Source organism: Flavobacterium aciduliphilum (assembly GCF_003268855.1).
GTDB lineage: Bacteria > Bacteroidota > Bacteroidia > Flavobacteriales > Flavobacteriaceae > Flavobacterium > Flavobacterium aciduliphilum.
Genome location: NZ_QLSZ01000006.1, coordinates 158144 through 175509, shown reverse-complemented (window position 1 = coordinate 175509; position 17366 = coordinate 158144). Strand labels below are relative to the sequence as shown.

Genomic DNA, 17366 nt, shown 5'->3' with positions numbered 1-17366 from the left:
TAATTTTTGGCACAGAATTTGTGATGTATTTAATCGGAATTCAAAGAGAAAATTTCAAAAAAAGTTAAATAATTATTTTTCCGATTGAAAAAATTTATATCTTTGCTCCGAATTAATAATTAACCTTTTATAATTAAGAAAAATGAAAAAAGTATTTTTAAGTTTAGCTGTTATCGCTGCATTAACTGTAGTATCTTGTAAACAATCAGAAAACACTGAAGCTCCTGCTGCTGACACAACTGCAACTGAAGCTCCTGCTGATACAACTGCTGCTGCTGCTGACACTACTGCTGCTGCTGCTGATACAACTAAAGCTGCTCCAGCTGCTGACGCTGCTAAAACAGAAGCTGCTAAACCAGAAGCTGCTGCTCCAGCTAAAAAATAATTAGAGTTATTAATTCTGATTTAAAAAAATTAAGCTCCTTTTTAAGGAGCTTTTTTTTGTTTCAACATTAGCTAAAAACATCTTCTTCTGGAGGAAATATTTCATTCTCAAAGGAAAAGTCTAAAATTTCTGAAGAAGCCAAAGTTCGTTTAATTTCCTCTATCCCTTTCTCCATCAACAATTGTGTGGTATATTTTCTGCTCACAGCCATCTCTTTTTCGTGCAAGATTATTTTGAAATACATTTTTCCATTTTTTGACTTAAACTTCATAAAAAAAAGTTCTGAAAGCGAATTCTTTAACTGTTCGATAGTTTCTTCACACTCAAATCGCAACTCAAAATCATTACTCACAAAAATCGCCTTCCCTTTACGAGAGGCAAATTCATATTTATATTGTCCGTTTAATCGTTTTGTTATAACAAAGGTTCCCATGCGAAAAATAATTGCATAAAAAAAGCCTCAAACCTAGTTTGAAGCTTTTTTGTACTCAAGGCGGGACTTGAACCCGCACGAACATTACTGTTCACTGGATTTTAAGTCCAGCGTGTCTACCAATTCCACCACTCGAGCAGTATTTTAAGAGAGCGAAAAACGGGGCTCGAACCCGCGACCTCGACCTTGGCAAGGTCGCGCTCTACCAACTGAGCTATTTTCGCGAATCATTTTTTATAAGAGCAACAATACTACTTCTGTATTGCGGATGCAAATGTAACACTTAAATTCAATTATACAAAGGTTTTTTAATATTTTTTAGTTGCTAATTGCTAATTGCTTGAAAACGTTTTTATTATTTTTTTGTAAGCATACGTTTTATCTCATTCAGTTTCATTAATGCTTCAACGGGTGTTAAAGTATTAATATCAAGGGTAACAATTTCCTGTTTAATTTCCTCTAATAAAGGGTCGTCTAAATTGAAAAAACTCAATTGTAATTCTTGATCTTGAGCCAAACTATTTTTTACAACTCCCCCATGCAAGGCTTCTCCCGAATGTTCTTTTTCTAATTTTTTAAGAATTTTTTGAGCCTTCTGAATCACAATTTGAGGCATTCCAGCCATTTTAGCTACATGAATTCCAAAACTATGCGCACTACCTCCTTTTACCAACTTTCTTAAAAAAAGAACCGTGTCTTTTAATTCTTTTACCGTAACATTATAATTTTGGATTCTTGGCAAACGCTCAGACATATCATTCAATTCGTGATAATGAGTTGCAAATAGTGTTTTAGGACGGCATGGGTTTTCGTGTAAAAACTCAGCGATTGCCCAAGCAATTGAAATCCCATCATAGGTACTGGTTCCTCTACCAATCTCATCGAGAAGCACCAAACTCCTATCTGATATATTATTTAAAATTGATGCCGTTTCATTCATCTCAACCATAAAAGTCGATTCCCCCATTGAAATATTATCACTAGCTCCAACTCTTGTAAAAATTTTATCTACAACACCCATACGAACCTGATCGGCAGGAACAAAACATCCAATTTGTGCCAACAATACAATCAAAGCCGTTTGTCTCAGAATAGCCGATTTCCCAGACATATTTGGGCCCGTAATCATGATGATTTGTTGCGAATCACGATCTAAAAAGACATCATTTGCAATGTAGGAAGTTCCAACAGGCAGTTGCTTTTCAATTACAGGATGCCTTCCATTAGTAATTTCTAATTCGAAAGAATCATCCAAAATGGGCTGGACATAATGATGTTCGATAGCGAGTTGTGCGAAAGAAGTTAAACAATCCAACTGGGCAATCAAGTTGGCATTCCATTGTACTTGTTTGATATAAGTCCCTATCCACTGAATTAATTGTTCAAAAAGCTGACTTTCAATTTGATAAATACGCTCTTCCGCTCCTAGAATTTTTGTTTCATACGCCTTCAACTCTTCTGTGATGTAACGCTCGGCACTTACTAAAGTTTGTTTCCTAATCCAATCGGAGGGCACTTTATCTTTATGAGTGTTTCGAACTTCAATGTAATATCCGAACACATTATTAAAGGAAATTTTTAAGGAAGAAATTCCCGTTTTCTCAGATTCTCTTTTTTCAATACCTTCTAAAAACTCTTTACCTGAAAAGGCAATAGCGCGCAATTCGTCTAATTCTTGATGGATTCCAGAAGCTATCACATTTCCTTTAGATACCGCTACAGGAGCATCTTGTATAATTGTATTCTGAATTTTTTCACGCAACAAATCGCAACTGTGTAAACTCTCTCCAAGAATTTTGACAGCTTCTTGTGAACTTTCTAACGCTAATGTTTTAATGGGAATAATGGCATCCAATGATTCCTTTAGGTATACCACTTCTCGTGGCGTTACTTTTCCCGTAGCAATTTTTGAAACAAGGCGCTCTAAATCAGAAATCTGTTGGATTTGAAATTGAATTTTGTGCAAGACCTCGCCGTGTGTTTTAAAATAGGAAACCACATCGTGTCGGCTTTTAATTTTATCCAACTCCTTTAAAGGCAAGGCCAACCATCTTTTGAGCAACCTTCCCCCCATAGGTGAAAGTGTTTTGTCAATAACATCTAATAACGTTACGGCATTGGGATTGGTACTGTGATACAATTCTAAATTCCGAATGGTAAATCGATCCATCCAAACGTAGGCATCCTCAGCCAGTCGTTGAATATTTGTAATGTGTTGTATTTTATTATGTTGGGTTTCTGACAAATAATACAAAATAGATCCCGAGGCGATAATTCCTTCACTCAATTCTTCTACTCCAAATCCTTTTAATGAATTTGTTTGAAAATGTTTAATCAATATTTCACGAGCATAATCTTCCTTAAACACCCAGTCTTCCAAATAAAACACATTAAAATCATCCCCAAAAACATCTTTAAACTGAAGCTTGTTTGCTTTTTGAATAAGAATCTCTTTCGGTTGAAAATTCTGCAGCAACTTATCAATATATTCTTCGTTTCCTTGCGAGGTCAAAAACTCCCCAGTTGAAACATCTAAAAATGATATTCCTATATTTTTTTTTCCAAAATATAAAGCTGCTAAAAAATTATTTGTTTTGGCATGTAACACCTCATCATTTAGAGCTACCCCTGGGGTAACTAACTCTGTTACACCTCTTTTTACAATAGTTTTGGTCATTTTTGGATCTTCCAACTGATCACAAATAGCGACACGTAAGCCTGCTTTAACAAGTTTAGGTAAGTATGTATTGATAGAGTGATGTGGAAATCCAGCCAATGCCGTTTCTGTCTCGGAACCAGCACCACGCTTTGTCAAAGTTATTCCCAAAATTTTGGCCGTTCGAACAGCATCGTCTCCAAAAGTTTCATAAAAATCCCCCACTCTAAATAAAAGACAAGCATCGGGATATTTCCTTTTTATCTCGTTATATTGCTTCATTAAAGGGGTTTCCTTTGTGCTTTTTTCTTTTGCTCCCAAAAATTTTTACTTTAAAATTTAGCTTACGAATGTACTTAATTTCCGAAAAACTACATCTAAATTTACCTAATTTTAAGTGTTAACAACTCATTAACATCTCTAATTTATTTTTTTAGTAGCTTTGTCTATTATTAACATAAACTAAAAAAAAATGAAAAAAATATTGTTTTTATCCATGTTAGTTGCTTTTGGAGTAACTACTGCTAACGCGCAAACGAAAGGAAAAGCAAAAAAATCAACAAAACCAGTAGCTGCTGCGCCTGCAAAAGTTGAAGCTGCACCAGTAAAAGTTGAAGCCACAAAAACACCTGCTGCTGAAGGAGCTGGAATGGTTTTTGAAAACGAAACAATTGATTACGGAACTATTCCTCACAATGCAGAAGGAACAAGAGAATTTGTATTTACAAACAATGGTACTAGTCCATTAGTAATTGAAAGTACTCAAGGTTCTTGTGGTTGTACAGTTCCTACAAAACCTGAAAAACCAATCCAACCAGGTGAAAAAGGAGTAATTAAAGTACACTATGCAACTGATAGAGTAGGACAATTTGAAAAAACAGTTACAATCAAATCAAACGCTGTTGGACAAGAAACAAAAGTGGTACGTATCAAAGGAAATGTATTGCCTGACCCAACACCTGCTGCTACTGAGCCTAAAAACTAATTTACAAAAAATATGCAATAAAGGCTTCCCTCAATGGGAAGCTTTTTTTATATAACTATGAGAAAATTAAGCAATAACGAACTCGAAAGAAAATCGATTGAAGATTTCAAACAATCTGAAAAAACACCTATTAGTATTATTTTAGACGACATCAGAAGTCTTCACAACATCGGTTCGGTTTTTAGAACCTCAGATGCTTTTTTAATCGAAAAAATTTATTTGTGTGGCATCACAGCAACGCCTCCTAACAAAGAAATACATAAAACGGCATTGGGTGCCACTGAAACTGTGGCTTGGGAATATCAAAAGGATGTTTTAACACTTATCGAAGATCTTAAAAAAGAACATACCTTGGTCTATGCAGTCGAGCAAGTTGAACACGCTATCTTTCTAGATAATTTCATACCCAAATCAAACAAAAAATACGCTCTTGTATTTGGAAATGAAGTATTTGGAGTTTCTCAAGACGCCATAAAATTATGTGATGGTTGCATTGAAATCCCGCAACTTGGCACCAAACATTCTTTGAACATATCGGTAAGTACAGGAATTGTGGTTTGGGATTTATTTCAAAAACTAAAAAAAGATTTGTAGGCAGAAATTATTTAAAAAGCCGTGATTCTTTTTTGAATTTCATCTAATACAAAAACATAATCTTCCTGATTTTTCACAAAGTCTCGTGTGGAAACATCAATAATAAGTACATCAAGTCCTTGTTGGGTTTTGATATAATCTAAATAACCATTATTGATTTTTTCGAGGTATTCTGCAGGAATTTCTTGTTCGTATACACGGCCACGCTTTTTGATATTTTGAAGCAATCTTTCTGTATTTTGATATAAATAAACGTATAAATCAGGTTTAGGCATTTCCTTGTAAATAATGTCGAATAGCGTTTTATACAATCGAAACTCATCTTCGCCTAAAGTCACTTTAGCAAAAATTAATGATTTAAAAATATGATAATCGGCCACCACAAAATCTTTAAACAAATCAAATTGGGCCAAGTCATCCGATATTTGCTGATAGCGATCGGCTAAAAAAGACATTTCCAAGGGAAACGCATATCGATTTTGATCCTTGTAAAATTTGGGCAAAAAAGGATTATCAGCAAAACGCTCCAATACTTTTTTTGCATTAAAATCTTCGGCCATTTTACCAACAAGTGTGGTTTTTCCTGCACCAATATTTCCTTCAATAGCAATATAATTAACATGGTCAAATCGCAATTTTTGTAATGGTGCTTCTATGTGATATTTTACAACACAACGCCCTTTGTCTTGACACATTGTGAGTAATTCAGCTATTGTTTTTTTTGCAAGAGGACAGACCCAATCAGGAGCAATTTCCTTCATGGGCAACAATACAAATAAGCGCTCCTGATAATGGGGATGCGGAAGCGTTAGTTTTGGATTCTCAATTTGTTCGTCATCAAAGGCAATGATGTCAATATCTATAATTCTTGATTCATATCCTTCTTTTTGAGATCTCGTTCTACCTAAATCAGACTCAATTTTCAAAAGGCCTTTCAAAACTTTATGTGCCCCTTTGTGCGTGTGAAGTAAAAGCGCACAATTCAAAAATGAATCGCTTTCAAACCCCCATGAATCGCTTTCATAGATAGAGGAAACTGCCACTACAGTACCTACCTCTTGATGAATTTTAGAGATACATTGTTCGATATTCTCTAGTCGATTTCCTTGATTGGTTCCTATAGAAAGCAGTATGTGATGTTGTCGATTCATATCTCGCAAAATAACTAAAAGAATTTCAGAATTAAATTATATTTGTGCGTTCTGTTGATAACTATTTTTTTGTTTACAAACCAAATGATTTGTAACGAATTATCATATTGAACTACTAACTAAGGAAAATTAATGATATGAGATTTTTAGGAAATGTATTAGCAACTCTTGTAGGGTTATTTGTTTTTTGCCTTTTTGGTTTTTTATTTTTAGTGTTAATAAGTATTATTTTTAAAGGAGATGACGACAAAATAACCGTTAAAAAAAATAGTGTAATAGAATTAGACTTATCAAAAATCCACAACGATTATGCAGGAAAAGTGCTTTATCACGACATGCCTTTTCTTAACGACAAAACAAAACACGATGGCTTAATGGATGTATTGAAAGCCATAGAAGTCGCAAAAACAGATGACAAAATCAAAGGGATTTCCATTTTGAATACCACTTCTGATTTGGGAATTGCGCAAATTAAAGCCTTGAGAGATCAATTGGACGATTTTAAAAAATCGGGGAAATTTATTTATTCTTACTCTAATATCTATTCCCAAAAAGAATATTATCTAAGTTCTGTAGCGCAGCAGATTTATCTCAACCCTGTGGGAGAACTAGATTTTAAAGGACTTTCGGCAGAGATTATGTTTTTCAAAGATTTAGAAGACAAATCGGGAATTAAAATGGAAGTCATCAGACATGGGAAATATAAAAGTGCGGTGGAGCCATTTTTAGACAATAAAATGAGCGAACCTAACAGAGAACAAACCACACAATTACTGCAGTCTATCTGGAATTCACTACTGGTTGACATTGCCAACAGCCGAAAAATTAGTGTTACCCACCTAAATGACATTGCTAATGGTTTATTAGCACGAAATCCTGAGGGGGCAAAAGCCGAAAAATTAATAGATAAAATTGCCTACGAAGACGTGTATCACGCCGATATTAAGAAAAAACTTCATGTAGACCCATCGGAAGACTACAACTCCGTTTCCATTGCCGATTATGCCGATAAAGTAGCTACCTCTCATTTAGATTTTGATGCCAAAGACAAAATTGCTATCATCTATGCACAAGGAGAAATTGGAGAAGGAGAAGGCGATGTCAATACGATTGGAGAAGGTTCTATGCGTCGTTCGCTTCAAGAAATTCGAAACGATAAAAATGTAAAAGCGGTTGTTTTAAGAATTAATAGCCCAGGAGGAAATGCCTTAACCTCTGAATTGATTTGGAGGGAAATAGAATTGACAAAAAAAACCAAACCTGTTGTGGTTTCTATGGGGGATTATGCTGCATCTGGCGGGTATTATATTGCATGTAATGCCAATAAAATATTTGCCGAATCCAATACCATCACGGGTTCGATTGGCGTTTTTGGAATTCTCCCTAATTTTTCTGAGCTCGCTTCCAAAATGGGCATTACTGTAGAACAAGTTAAAACAAACCCTAATGCCTCGGAATACAGTCCATTTAGACCTATTGACGAAAGTTTTAGAAGTTTTACACAAGAAGGAGTGGAACGTGTATATGGAATCTTTGTAAATCGGGTAGCTACAGGCAGACACTTGTCTTTTGCACAAGTAGACGCTATTGGTCAAGGACGTGTATGGAGCGGTCAAGATGCCTTAAAAATCGGATTGGTTGACCACATTGGCGGTATGGATGAAGCGATTAAAGAAGCCGCGCACCTAGGAAAAACACAAAAATACCGAACCCAAAATTTCCCAGAATTTGAAAAAGATTTTGGTGCCATTTTGGAAAAATTTGGATTAGCACAAAGTAAAGAACGACTTCTCAAAGAAGAATTGGGTACACAAACATATCAACTCTTGCAACAGGTAAAAACCTTTGCCAAACAAAAAGGAATTCAAGCAAGAATCCCCTACGAATACAAACTAAATTAATAGAAAACCACCATAGTGCTATGGTGGTTTATTTTTTTATGATTTCATTAGAAAGGTTTCATCGATAAAGCCCTAAATTTGCAAAAACAAATTCAATCACCATGGCTAAGAAAATTTTAAAAATTGTCGGAATTACTTTTGCAGTGCTTCTTATAGTTGCCTTCACAATTCCTTATCTCTTTAAAGACCAAATCAAAGCGAAAATAACTCAAGCCATAAATGAGAATGTCGACGCAAAAGTAGGTTTTTCAGAGGCCGATTTGAGTTTGTTTAAAAATTTTCCCAAAGCCACAATTTCTGTAAAACAGCTTACCATAATTAACAAAGCTCCTTTTGAAGGCGATACCCTTGTGGCTCTAGACGAGTTGCATTTAAAAATGTCTGTGATGGAACTTTTTAAAGGTGACAAAGAACCCATGTCTATTGAAGGAATTTCTACTAAAAACGGATTAATCAACATCATCTTTAATAAAGAGGGTGTAGGTAATTTTGATATTGCACTAAAAAATAAAGACCAAAAACAAGAAGGAAAAAGTCATCCTCTTACACTAAAAATAAAGGGGTATGACATTGAAAATTTGAAGTTTAAATTTACCGATGAAGCTTCCAAAATGAAAATGGTTCTCGACAGCATCAACCACTCTGGAACAGGTGATTTCACCAATAACTTGCTCGATTTAGACACCAAAACTACTGCAAAAGTGTCTCTTTCGATGGATAAAATGAATTATATGAATCACGTCGCTGTTTCGCTAGACGCTATTCTTGGTATTGACTTAAATCAAAGCAAATACACTTTCAAAGAAAACAAAGCAAAAATTAACGACCTTCCTTTAGAATTCAATGGCTTTATGCAGATGGCCGATGCCGGTCAGGTATTTGATTTAACATTTAAAACCCCTACAGCTTCATTTAAAAATTTCCTTGGGTTAATTCCAGCAGCCTATCGAGGTCCTATAGAAAACGTACAAACCTCGGGAGACTTTACGGTAAACGGTTTTGCAAAAGGAGTCAAGTCAGAAACTAGTATTCCAAAATTTTCAATAGCAATTGCCTCAAACAATGCGTCTTTTAAATATCCTAATTTACCTAAATCTATTAAAAACATCATCATTGACACTAAAATCGTGAATGAAACAGGTGTTTTAAATGATACTTATGTAAATTTGGATCACCTCTCTTTTTCAATAGATCAAGATGTTTTTAGTGCCAAAGCTAATATCAAAAATGTGGCTACCAATGCGTTGGTCGATGCAGCTTTAAAAGGAACGCTCAACCTAGGAAATCTTTCCCAAGCCTATCCAATAAAATTAGCCAAACCTCTTTCGGGAATTTTAAAAGCCGATGTGACTACAAAATTCGACATGGCATCTGTTGAAAAAAGCGATTACCAAAACATAAACAATGCGGGAACTATAATTGTAACAGGATTTAAATATGTCGACGACCATGGGAAAAGCATGACCATCAATGCTGCAAAAGTCGCTTTCAATCCGAGTCGTGTGAATCTTCAAGAATTTAAAGCTACTACAGGAAAAAGTGATTTGAATGTTACTGGAGTTCTAGATAATTTTTATGGTTACGTTTTTAGAAATCAAAACTTACAAGGGAATTTCAATGTAATATCCAATCAGTTGGCTGTTTCCGATTTTATGTCAGCTTCCGATGCTGGAAAAAACACTAATAAATCGAATGCTACTGCGATGAAAATTCCTGCTTTTTTGGATTGTTCGCTAACTGCCAAAGCCAATACTGTTTATTATGACAACCTTACCTTAAAAAACTGTAGTGGAAAATTAAGTATTAAAGACCAAGCTGTGACATTAGAAAATGTCAAAACTTCAATTTTTGATGGACAAATTGGATTAAACGGAACGGTTTCAACAAAAGAAAAAACACCAAAATTTAATATGAATTTGGGATTGAATAAAGTTGACATCAACCAGACGTTTACACAATTGGATTTATTTAAAAAGGTAGCCCCAATTGCAGGGGTGATTAATGGAAAAATCAATTCGACTGTGGCTTTGTCTGGAACTTTAAACGAAAACACTATGACGCCCAACGTCAATACCCTTACTGGTGATTTATTGGGTGAAATATTGGGAAGTTCTGTCAATCCAGCCAATTCAAATATGCTTCATGCTTTGGGAGACAATATAAAATTTATTGATCTTAAAAAATTAAATTTTAACGATGTTAAAGCGGCCTTGAGTTTTAAAGACGGGAAAGTTTCTGTAAAACCCTTTGACCTAAAATATCAAGATATTAAAGTTACCGTTGCTGGAACGCATGGTTTTGATCAACTCATGAATTACACTTTAAAATTTGATGTTCCAGCGAAATATTTGGGAAATGACGCCAACGCTTTACTCACTAAACTTTCTCCTTCAGATTTTTCAAACTTAAAAAATATTCCCATCACGGCTTTGCTTACAGGAAGTTTCAGTAAACCCAAAGTAGCTACCGATATGAAAGCCGCCACAACAGCATTAGTAACGCAGTTGGCACAAAAACAAAAGGAAAAACTATTGAATAAGGGTGCCAATGCCTTACAAGATTTATTGAATAAAAATACAAAAGGAGACACTACAAAAACCAAAAATGCAGTAAATCAAGCGAAAGATTTATTAAATGGTTTGTTTGGAAAAAAGAAAACACCATAGTCATTGTAAATTTGCAATGACAAACTACAACGAAATCTTAACCACATACCCTTCAAAGGTTCTAACGTTGAAAACCGTTCCGTCTTGAAAAATCAAATATTGTCCTTTAATTCCCATAAGTCTCCCAGAGTAATTTGATGTTTTGTCTAAATTCAAACTAGATACTTTTTTCGGATATTCTAAAACTGGGAAATGTAAATCGTACAAATCTTCTTTCTCAGGATGAAAATAATCTTGAACTTCTTTAGGAATTAGATATTTCAAACTCATACGTTCTTTAATCAAATCCACTTCAGGAATTTCATTTTTAAGCATTTTTTGCCAATTCGTTTTATCAGCATAATGATTTTTTAGTGCGACTTCCGTAATTCCTGCCAAATACCGATTCGGAACCTCAACAATGGGAATGGCTTGCACTGCACCTTGATCAATCCAACGGGTTGGGACTTGTGTTTTTCGCGTGACCCCCACTTTAACTTCACTCGACAAGGCTAAATACACGATATGCGGTTGCAATTGCACTTTACGTTCGTATTCTAAGTCTCTGTCTTCTATATCTAAATGCGCCGTGCTCAACTCGGGTTTCATAATCCAATCGCCAGCAGCAGGACTACTCATAAAACAATCATAGCAAAATCCTTGTCTGAAAATTTTTTTCTTTTTGCTGCAATGTAAACATTGATACCCTACAAAATTAATTTCAAGATTTTTATCTAATAATTGATTCAAAATCAGAAAATTATTCTCAAAAACTAGATAGTATTGAATAGGATTAGAAAATTCCGTTTGCATTTTAGTGAGAACCCCTTCGTAAATCATTTGTGTAAAGTTTCGGATGTAAAGCTACAAGTTCAACAATTTTTTTTATTTTTGGTAAAATTAGAAATCATAATTTGTAATTCATAATTCGTACTTCTAAAAATGCCTTTTCCAATAATTAATTCTATTGCCTCATGGGTTTTAAAACAACGCATTCATCAAATTGAATTGTTTTTAAAATACCCTCATGAGGTTCAGGAAGAATTACTTATGAATTTAATCCATGAATCTGAAGAAACACTTATCGGAAAAAAATACGATTTTGAATCGGTTAAAAATTATTCTGTATTTGCGGAAAGAGTGCCAGTGTCGAGCTATGAAGATTTGGAACCTTACATTGAACGAACTCGAAAAGGCGAGCAAAATATATTTTGGCACGAACCTATCAAATGGTTTGCCAAATCAAGTGGTACTACAAATGCTAAAAGTAAATTCATCCCTGTAAGCAACAGCGCTCTAGAAGATTGTCACTACAAAGGCAGTAAAGATTTGTTGTGCATGTATTTGAACAACAATGAAAATTCCGAAATGTTTCTTGGGAAAAGTTTGCGCCTTGGAGGTAGTTCTCAAATTTACGAAAACAACAACACGCTTTTTGGCGACTTATCGGCGATTTTGATAGAAAACATGCCTATATGGGCCGAATTTAGCAGCACGCCAAGCAGTAAAATATCTTTGATGAGCGAATGGGAAAGCAAACTCACCGCGATTATTAATGAAACTAAAACCGAAAATGTAACTAGTTTTGCTGGAGTTCCTTCGTGGATGTTGGTGTTGTTAAATCGAATTTTAACCGAAACTAACAATACCAACTTGTTTGAACTTTGGCCCAATTTAGAAGTTTATTTTCATGGAGGCGTAAGTTTTGAACCCTACAGAGAACAGTATAAAAAGATATTACCTAACGACAATTTTAAATACTACGAAATCTACAATGCGTCAGAAGGATTTTTTGCCATTCAAGATTTGAATTATTCTAATGATTTGTTATTGATGTTGGATTATGGGATTTTCTATGAGTTCATTCCGATGGACACTTTTGGAACACCCCATCAAAAAGTACTTCCATTATCCGAAGTAGAATTATTCAAAAACTATGCTGTAGTCATCACTACCAATTCTGGCTTATGGCGTTATTTAATTGGCGATACGGTGAGATTTACCTCGCTAAATCCCTACAGAATTCGTGTTTCTGGTCGAACCAAACATCATATCAATGTTTTTGGTGAAGAATTGATGGTGGAAAATACCGATGCCGCTATAGCAAAAACCTGCTCTCAATTGCATTGTGAAGTCAAAGATTATACCGTAGCGCCTATTTTCATGAAAGGCAAAGAAAAAGGCGCCCACGAATGGATGATTGAATTTAAAAAACACCCAGAAGACATCACGCAATTTGAAAAAGTATTGGATGAAACGATTCAAACCTTAAATTCTGATTATGAAGCCAAACGCTACAACAACATGACTTTAAACCCCTTGAAAGTGAATGTGGCGCGCGAAAATCTATTTTATGATTGGCTAGCAGCAAACAATAAACTAGGTGGACAACACAAGATTCCGAGATTGTCGAATCAAAGGGATTATTTAGAGCAACTCAAAAACTTATAGCAAAAACACTACTTTATTAATACCAAAATCATCTAAAATAGAAAAAAAAGAGATACATCTATTGAAGTAATGATTAGTATAAAATTGTATCATCATAAAAAGCTAACATCATATTAGTCTTTACATGTAAAAAGGACATTACTCCTCAAGAAGTTGCATCTGGCTTTTGAGTCGTTCGGTAACCAAACCCATCATTCTTTTATTTAGAACCGAAGCATGAATAGCATATTCTTGATATTCATTTAGGGTAAACATGCCAATGATAAGTCCTTTTATCGTATTGCGAAGCGGTTGGTCTCGAAGCAACATTTGTTCGATATACTCTTCTTTTTTATTGGAATTTAGTCCAAAAAAAGTGCTTTTTTGTTGTTTTACATGATGGGTAAACACCTGTAAGAGCAAGTTATTTTGTAATTTAAGTATGGGACGAAGAGTGTTGTTCTGAAAAGCCTCCTCCATCGATACCTCAGGATTTAACGTTCCTAGAGAGCCGCCTCTTAGCTCTATAATTGTTGCATCTCTATTTTGCATAGTCTTTTTATCTTTACAATCAAAAGTAGTTAAATTGCATACAAAAAAAGCTCAAAAATGTAGATTTTTGAGCTTTTTTTTGCCATATCATGAGCTTGAAATTGTTTAAGAAGCCAATTCCAAACGCTTTAAAAGATTTTTATTTAGCGTATGCTCAGCATATTCTTTGTCGATTTCCAATACTTTTTCATCAGAACTTGGCAATTCATACATCGCATCGGTTAAGATCGCTTCGCACAACGAACGCAATCCACGAGCACCCAATTTGTATTCTAATGCTTTGTCTACAATATAATCTAACGCTTCATTAGTTACAGTAAATGCAACATCGTCCATAGCAAATAATTTTTCGTATTGTTTGATTAACGCATTTTTTGGTTCGGTTAAAATAGAACGTAAGGTTTCTCTATCCAAGGGATCCATGTGGGTTAAAACAGGTAAACGACCAATAATTTCAGGAATCAAACCAAAATCTTTAATATCTTTTGGGATGACGTATTGCAACAAATTGTCTTTATCGATATTGTCTGTGTTTTTGGACGTTGAATAGCCAACTGCGGTTCTGTTCAACCGTTTTGAAATGATGCGCTCAATACCATCAAAAGCGCCACCTGCAATGAATAAAATATTTTGCGTATTTACCTCAACAAATTTTTGGTCTGGGTGTTTTCTTCCTCCTTTTGGTGGTACGTTTACAACCGTTCCTTCTAATAATTTTAGCAAAGCTTGTTGTACACCTTCTCCTGAAACATCACGAGTTATGGATGGATTATCGCTTTTACGAGCAATTTTATCAATCTCATCAATGAAAACGATTCCACGTTCAGCTTTAGCCACATCGTAATCAGCCGTTTGAAGCAAACGTGTTAAAATGCTTTCAACATCTTCGCCCACATAACCCGCTTCCGTCAATACTGTTGCATCGACAATAGCCAAGGGAACATCCAACATTCGTGCGATTGTTTTGGCTACTAATGTTTTTCCCGTTCCGGTTTGCCCTACCATAATGATGTTTGATTTTTCAATTTCAACTTCTTCGTGGTGTTGCTGTTGCATCAATCTTTTATAGTGATTATAGACGGCAACCGACATTACTTTTTTGGTTTGATCTTGGCCAATTACATATTCGTCTAGGAATGCCCTGATTTCTTTTGGCTTACGCAAGACTAAATCGGCCACTTTCTTCGCTCCCGCATTCGATTTCAGTTCTTCCAAGATAATTCCATGAGCCTGTTCGATACATCGATCACATATATGTGCTTCTATCCCCGCTATAAGGAGATTCGTCTCTGATTTTTTTCTTCCGCAGAACGAGCATTCTAATTTTTCTTTTGCCATTTTTTAGTGATTAGTGAAAAGTGATTAGTAATTAGCTCTTCACTATTTACTAATCACTAATTACTTTAAATTTATCTTCTTAACACTTCATCAATCATTCCGTATTCTTTAGCTTCGTCAGCAATCATCCAATAATCGCGTTCTGAATCTTTAAATACTTTCTCAAAAGATTGTCCTGAATGATTTGAAATGATTTGATACAATTCATCTTTTAATTTCAACATTTCTTTCAAGTTGATTTCCATATCCGTTGCTACACCTTGAGCGCCACCTGATGGTTGGTGAATCATTACTCTTGAATGAGGCAATGCTGAACGTTTTCCTGCAGCACCCGCACAAAGTAAAACGGCTCCCATAGATGCTGCCATTCCTGTACAAATTGTGGCTACATCAGGTTTGATGTATTGCATGGTATCGTAAATCCCTAAACCTGCATAAACACTTCCTCCAGGAGAGTTGATATAGATTTGAATGTCTTTAGAAGCATCTACCGATTCTAAAAACAACAATTGCGCTTGAATGATATTGGCTACATGGTCATCTACACCTGTTCCTAAAAAAATGATTCTATCCATCATTAAACGCGAAAACACATCTAATTGAGAAATATTCAATTGACGTTCTTCAATAATATAAGGTGTCATGCTCGCTACAATCTTGTCGTAGTACATGCTATTCACTCCGTGTTTCTTGGTAGCGAATTTTTTAAATTGCTTTGCCATTTCGAGCGAAGCTCTCGTGTCTTTTCCGTAGTTCATTTAAATTTTAGTTTAAAAGTTTATAGGTTTAAAGTTGACGTATCAAACTTAAACTATTTTTCCATATCACAAAGGTCGTACCTTTTATTTTATTTATGTCAATATGTCTTAATAAAAAAGCGCCAAAATCTGGTGACTTTGACGCTCAAATATACTACTTTTTTAATTATGCTTCACCATACATTACTTTGATGAAATTTTCATAATTTACTTCTTTAGTTTTAGTTTTCACTTTTTCTTTGAATAAGTTTAAAATTTTCTCACTCATTAGTTGTTCAGAAAGTCTTTTTACCTCTTCTTGATTTGACATCACACGGGCAACAATTCCTTGAACATCTTCATCTGTTGGATTCATTTGTCCAAACTGAGCCATTTGTTTTTTAATTAAGTTTGAAGTATACTCTTTTAAATCTTCAAAGGTTAATTGCAATCCATTAGACGTAATTACTTTACTTTCGATTAATTGATAACGTAATCCTTTTTCAGAACGTGTATACTCTTCTGCAGCTTGTTCCTCAGTTAGAGGATTTTCTCCAGCCGTTTGAATCCATTTTTTCAAGAATTCAGCAGGCAAATCAAATTTTGTAGCTTCAATCAAATACTCTGAAACATCATTCAAGAATTTTTGATTCGATTGTTGTTCAAATTGTTGTTCAGCATCTTCTTTAATTTTTGCTTTCAATTCATCTATAGAAGTTACTACTTTCGAACCAAACAATTTATCAAATAATTCTTGGTCTAGCGTTGCTGGTTCGTATCCCACCACTTCATCTATAGTAAAATTAACTTCAATATCCAACCCATGTACATCATCATGCCCGATAGCTAAAACATCCATTAATTTATGATCGTCATTGAATAGACCTTTTGTTTTTAAAGTAACTACATCCCCTACTTTTTTACCGATGAATTTCTTCGCTGTTTTCGCATCAGCAAACAACTCCATATCTAATGTTGTTCTATTATTGATGCCTTTCTCTTCATTTGAAAATACCCCAGAAACATCGTTACCTTCTTCAACTTTATCTTTAGAAATAACTTTTCCATATTGCTTTTGAATACGAGCTACTTGAGCATTCAACATGGTTTCGTCGGCAATGATTTTATAGTGTGTTAGATTGTTTTTAGCTGCCAAATCTACAGTAAATTCAGGCGCTAATCCCAATTCGAATTCAAATTTGTAATCGTCCGCATCCCAGTTGAAATCATCCGTAACTTTGGGCAGTGGGTTTCCAAGTATATCTAGTTTTTCTTCAACCAAATAGTTGTTTAGACTTTCTTGTAATAATTTATTTACTTCTTCCAACAATACTGCTTTTCCGTATTGTTTTTGGATTAAACTCATTGGAACAGTCCCTTTTCTAAAACCAGGAATGTTGGCGTTTTTTCTATAATCTGCTAAAACTTTTTCAACTTTTGAAGCATAATCATTTTTTGAAACCTCTACTGTAACCACAGCATTTAATGCGTCTACATTATTTCTTGTAATATTCATTTTTTATATTTTTTACATACTAAAATTGGGTTGCAAAATTATA

At 34.7% G+C, this 17366-nt stretch carries 14 protein-coding genes and 2 tRNA genes; 6 read left to right on the top strand and 10 right to left on the bottom strand.

Annotation, left to right across the window (positions count from 1 at the left end; translation table 11 throughout):
• The first annotated feature begins 142 nt into the window (after positions 1-142).
• Positions 143-385, top strand: coding sequence for a hypothetical protein (locus CLV55_RS08215; RefSeq protein ID WP_112113268.1), 243 nt, complete (start codon positions 143-145; stop codon positions 383-385).
• 67 nt (positions 386-452) lie between these two features.
• On the opposite strand, the gene CLV55_RS08210 is transcribed toward CLV55_RS08215, so the two are convergent.
• The 4 genes from CLV55_RS08210 to mutS all read right to left on the bottom strand — a co-directional run bounded on the left by CLV55_RS08210 (position 453) and on the right by mutS (position 3795).
• Entirely contained in the window at positions 453-818 is a 366-nt protein-coding gene (locus CLV55_RS08210) for a DUF1508 domain-containing protein (RefSeq protein WP_112113267.1), read from the bottom strand.
• A gap of 52 nt (positions 819-870) precedes the next feature.
• Positions 871-956: transfer RNA gene (locus CLV55_RS08205), tRNA-Leu, on the bottom strand.
• Between the two features lie 13 nt (positions 957-969).
• Positions 970-1042, bottom strand: a tRNA-Gly gene (locus CLV55_RS08200).
• Positions 1043-1173: 131 nt separating this feature from the next.
• Complete coding sequence (gene mutS / locus CLV55_RS08195; RefSeq protein ID WP_170122246.1) at positions 1174-3795, bottom strand: DNA mismatch repair protein MutS; 2622 nt, start codon at positions 3793-3795, stop codon at positions 1174-1176.
• A 151-nt stretch (positions 3796-3946) separates the two neighbouring features.
• On the opposite strand from mutS, the gene CLV55_RS08190 reads away from it, so the two are divergent.
• Positions 3947-4459 (top strand): DUF1573 domain-containing protein, encoded by a 513-nt coding sequence (locus tag CLV55_RS08190; RefSeq protein ID WP_112113266.1) that lies wholly within the window; start codon positions 3947-3949, stop codon positions 4457-4459.
• 57 nt (positions 4460-4516) lie between these two features.
• On the top strand, positions 4517-5053 hold the full coding sequence (locus CLV55_RS08185) for an RNA methyltransferase (protein ID WP_112113295.1): 537 nt from the start codon (positions 4517-4519) through the stop codon (positions 5051-5053).
• A gap of 11 nt (positions 5054-5064) precedes the next feature.
• Here CLV55_RS08185 and folK read toward each other — a convergent pair whose 3' ends face one another.
• Positions 5065-6204: a 2-amino-4-hydroxy-6-hydroxymethyldihydropteridine diphosphokinase gene (gene folK / locus CLV55_RS08180; protein ID WP_112113265.1), complete on the bottom strand. Its 1140-nt coding sequence runs from the start codon at positions 6202-6204 to the stop codon at positions 5065-5067.
• Positions 6205-6341: 137 nt separating this feature from the next.
• Between folK and sppA the strand changes: the two genes are divergently transcribed.
• Together sppA and CLV55_RS08170 are read left to right on the top strand one after the other, a co-directional pair.
• A complete protein-coding gene (gene sppA, locus CLV55_RS08175; protein ID WP_112113264.1) occupies positions 6342-8105 on the top strand; it encodes a signal peptide peptidase SppA in 1764 nt (587 codons plus the stop codon).
• 101 nt (positions 8106-8206) lie between these two features.
• Entirely contained in the window at positions 8207-10771 is a 2565-nt protein-coding gene (locus CLV55_RS08170) for an AsmA-like C-terminal region-containing protein (protein WP_112113263.1), read from the top strand.
• Positions 10772-10795: 24 nt separating this feature from the next.
• Here the strand turns inward: CLV55_RS08170 and CLV55_RS08165 are convergent, their stop codons facing one another.
• Positions 10796-11590 (bottom strand): DUF2797 domain-containing protein, encoded by a 795-nt coding sequence (locus CLV55_RS08165; protein WP_112113262.1) that lies wholly within the window; start codon positions 11588-11590, stop codon positions 10796-10798.
• A 102-nt stretch (positions 11591-11692) separates the two neighbouring features.
• Between CLV55_RS08165 and CLV55_RS08160 the strand changes: the two genes are divergently transcribed.
• Positions 11693-13201 carry a GH3 auxin-responsive promoter family protein gene (locus CLV55_RS08160; protein ID WP_112113261.1) on the top strand — a complete coding sequence of 503 codons (1509 nt, stop codon included), beginning with the start codon at positions 11693-11695 and terminating at the stop codon, positions 13199-13201.
• Positions 13202-13339: 138 nt separating this feature from the next.
• Here the strand turns inward: CLV55_RS08160 and CLV55_RS08155 are convergent, their stop codons facing one another.
• From CLV55_RS08155 to tig, 4 genes are all read right to left on the bottom strand, one after another.
• On the bottom strand, positions 13340-13732 hold the full coding sequence (locus CLV55_RS08155) for a glyoxalase (RefSeq protein WP_112113260.1): 393 nt from the start codon (positions 13730-13732) through the stop codon (positions 13340-13342).
• Positions 13733-13837: 105 nt separating this feature from the next.
• Positions 13838-15070 carry an ATP-dependent Clp protease ATP-binding subunit ClpX gene (clpX, locus tag CLV55_RS08150; RefSeq protein WP_112113259.1) on the bottom strand — a complete coding sequence of 411 codons (1233 nt, stop codon included), beginning with the start codon at positions 15068-15070 and terminating at the stop codon, positions 13838-13840.
• 71 nt (positions 15071-15141) lie between these two features.
• Complete coding sequence (gene clpP / locus CLV55_RS08145) at positions 15142-15828, bottom strand: ATP-dependent Clp endopeptidase proteolytic subunit ClpP (RefSeq protein ID WP_112113258.1); 687 nt, start codon at positions 15826-15828, stop codon at positions 15142-15144.
• A gap of 166 nt (positions 15829-15994) precedes the next feature.
• Positions 15995-17323 (bottom strand): trigger factor, encoded by a 1329-nt coding sequence (tig, locus tag CLV55_RS08140; protein ID WP_112113257.1) that lies wholly within the window; start codon positions 17321-17323, stop codon positions 15995-15997.
• Positions 17324-17366: the final 43 nt, after the last annotated feature.

Bases quoted from the DNA above. Each gene is read 5' to 3' on its own strand.
- CLV55_RS08215 (WP_112113268.1), top strand. From the start codon at position 143: ATGAAAAAAGTATTTTTAAGTTTAGCTGTTATCGCTGCATTAACTGTA.
- CLV55_RS08210 (WP_112113267.1), bottom strand. From the start codon at position 818: ATGGGAACCTTTGTTATAACAAAACGATTAAACGGACAATATAAATAT.
- CLV55_RS08190 (WP_112113266.1), top strand. From the start codon at position 3,947: ATGAAAAAAATATTGTTTTTATCCATGTTAGTTGCTTTTGGAGTAACT.
- CLV55_RS08185 (WP_112113295.1), top strand. From the start codon at position 4,517: ATGAGAAAATTAAGCAATAACGAACTCGAAAGAAAATCGATTGAAGAT.
- folK (WP_112113265.1), bottom strand. From the start codon at position 6,204: ATGAATCGACAACATCACATACTGCTTTCTATAGGAACCAATCAAGGA.
- sppA (WP_112113264.1), top strand. From the start codon at position 6,342: ATGAGATTTTTAGGAAATGTATTAGCAACTCTTGTAGGGTTATTTGTT.
- CLV55_RS08170 (WP_112113263.1), top strand. From the start codon at position 8,207: ATGGCTAAGAAAATTTTAAAAATTGTCGGAATTACTTTTGCAGTGCTT.
- CLV55_RS08165 (WP_112113262.1), bottom strand. From the start codon at position 11,590: ATGATTTACGAAGGGGTTCTCACTAAAATGCAAACGGAATTTTCTAAT.
- CLV55_RS08160 (WP_112113261.1), top strand. From the start codon at position 11,693: ATGCCTTTTCCAATAATTAATTCTATTGCCTCATGGGTTTTAAAACAA.
- CLV55_RS08155 (WP_112113260.1), bottom strand. From the start codon at position 13,732: ATGCAAAATAGAGATGCAACAATTATAGAGCTAAGAGGCGGCTCTCTA.
- clpX (WP_112113259.1), bottom strand. From the start codon at position 15,070: ATGGCAAAAGAAAAATTAGAATGCTCGTTCTGCGGAAGAAAAAAATCA.
- clpP (WP_112113258.1), bottom strand. From the start codon at position 15,828: ATGAACTACGGAAAAGACACGAGAGCTTCGCTCGAAATGGCAAAGCAA.
- tig (WP_112113257.1), bottom strand. From the start codon at position 17,323: ATGAATATTACAAGAAATAATGTAGACGCATTAAATGCTGTGGTTACA.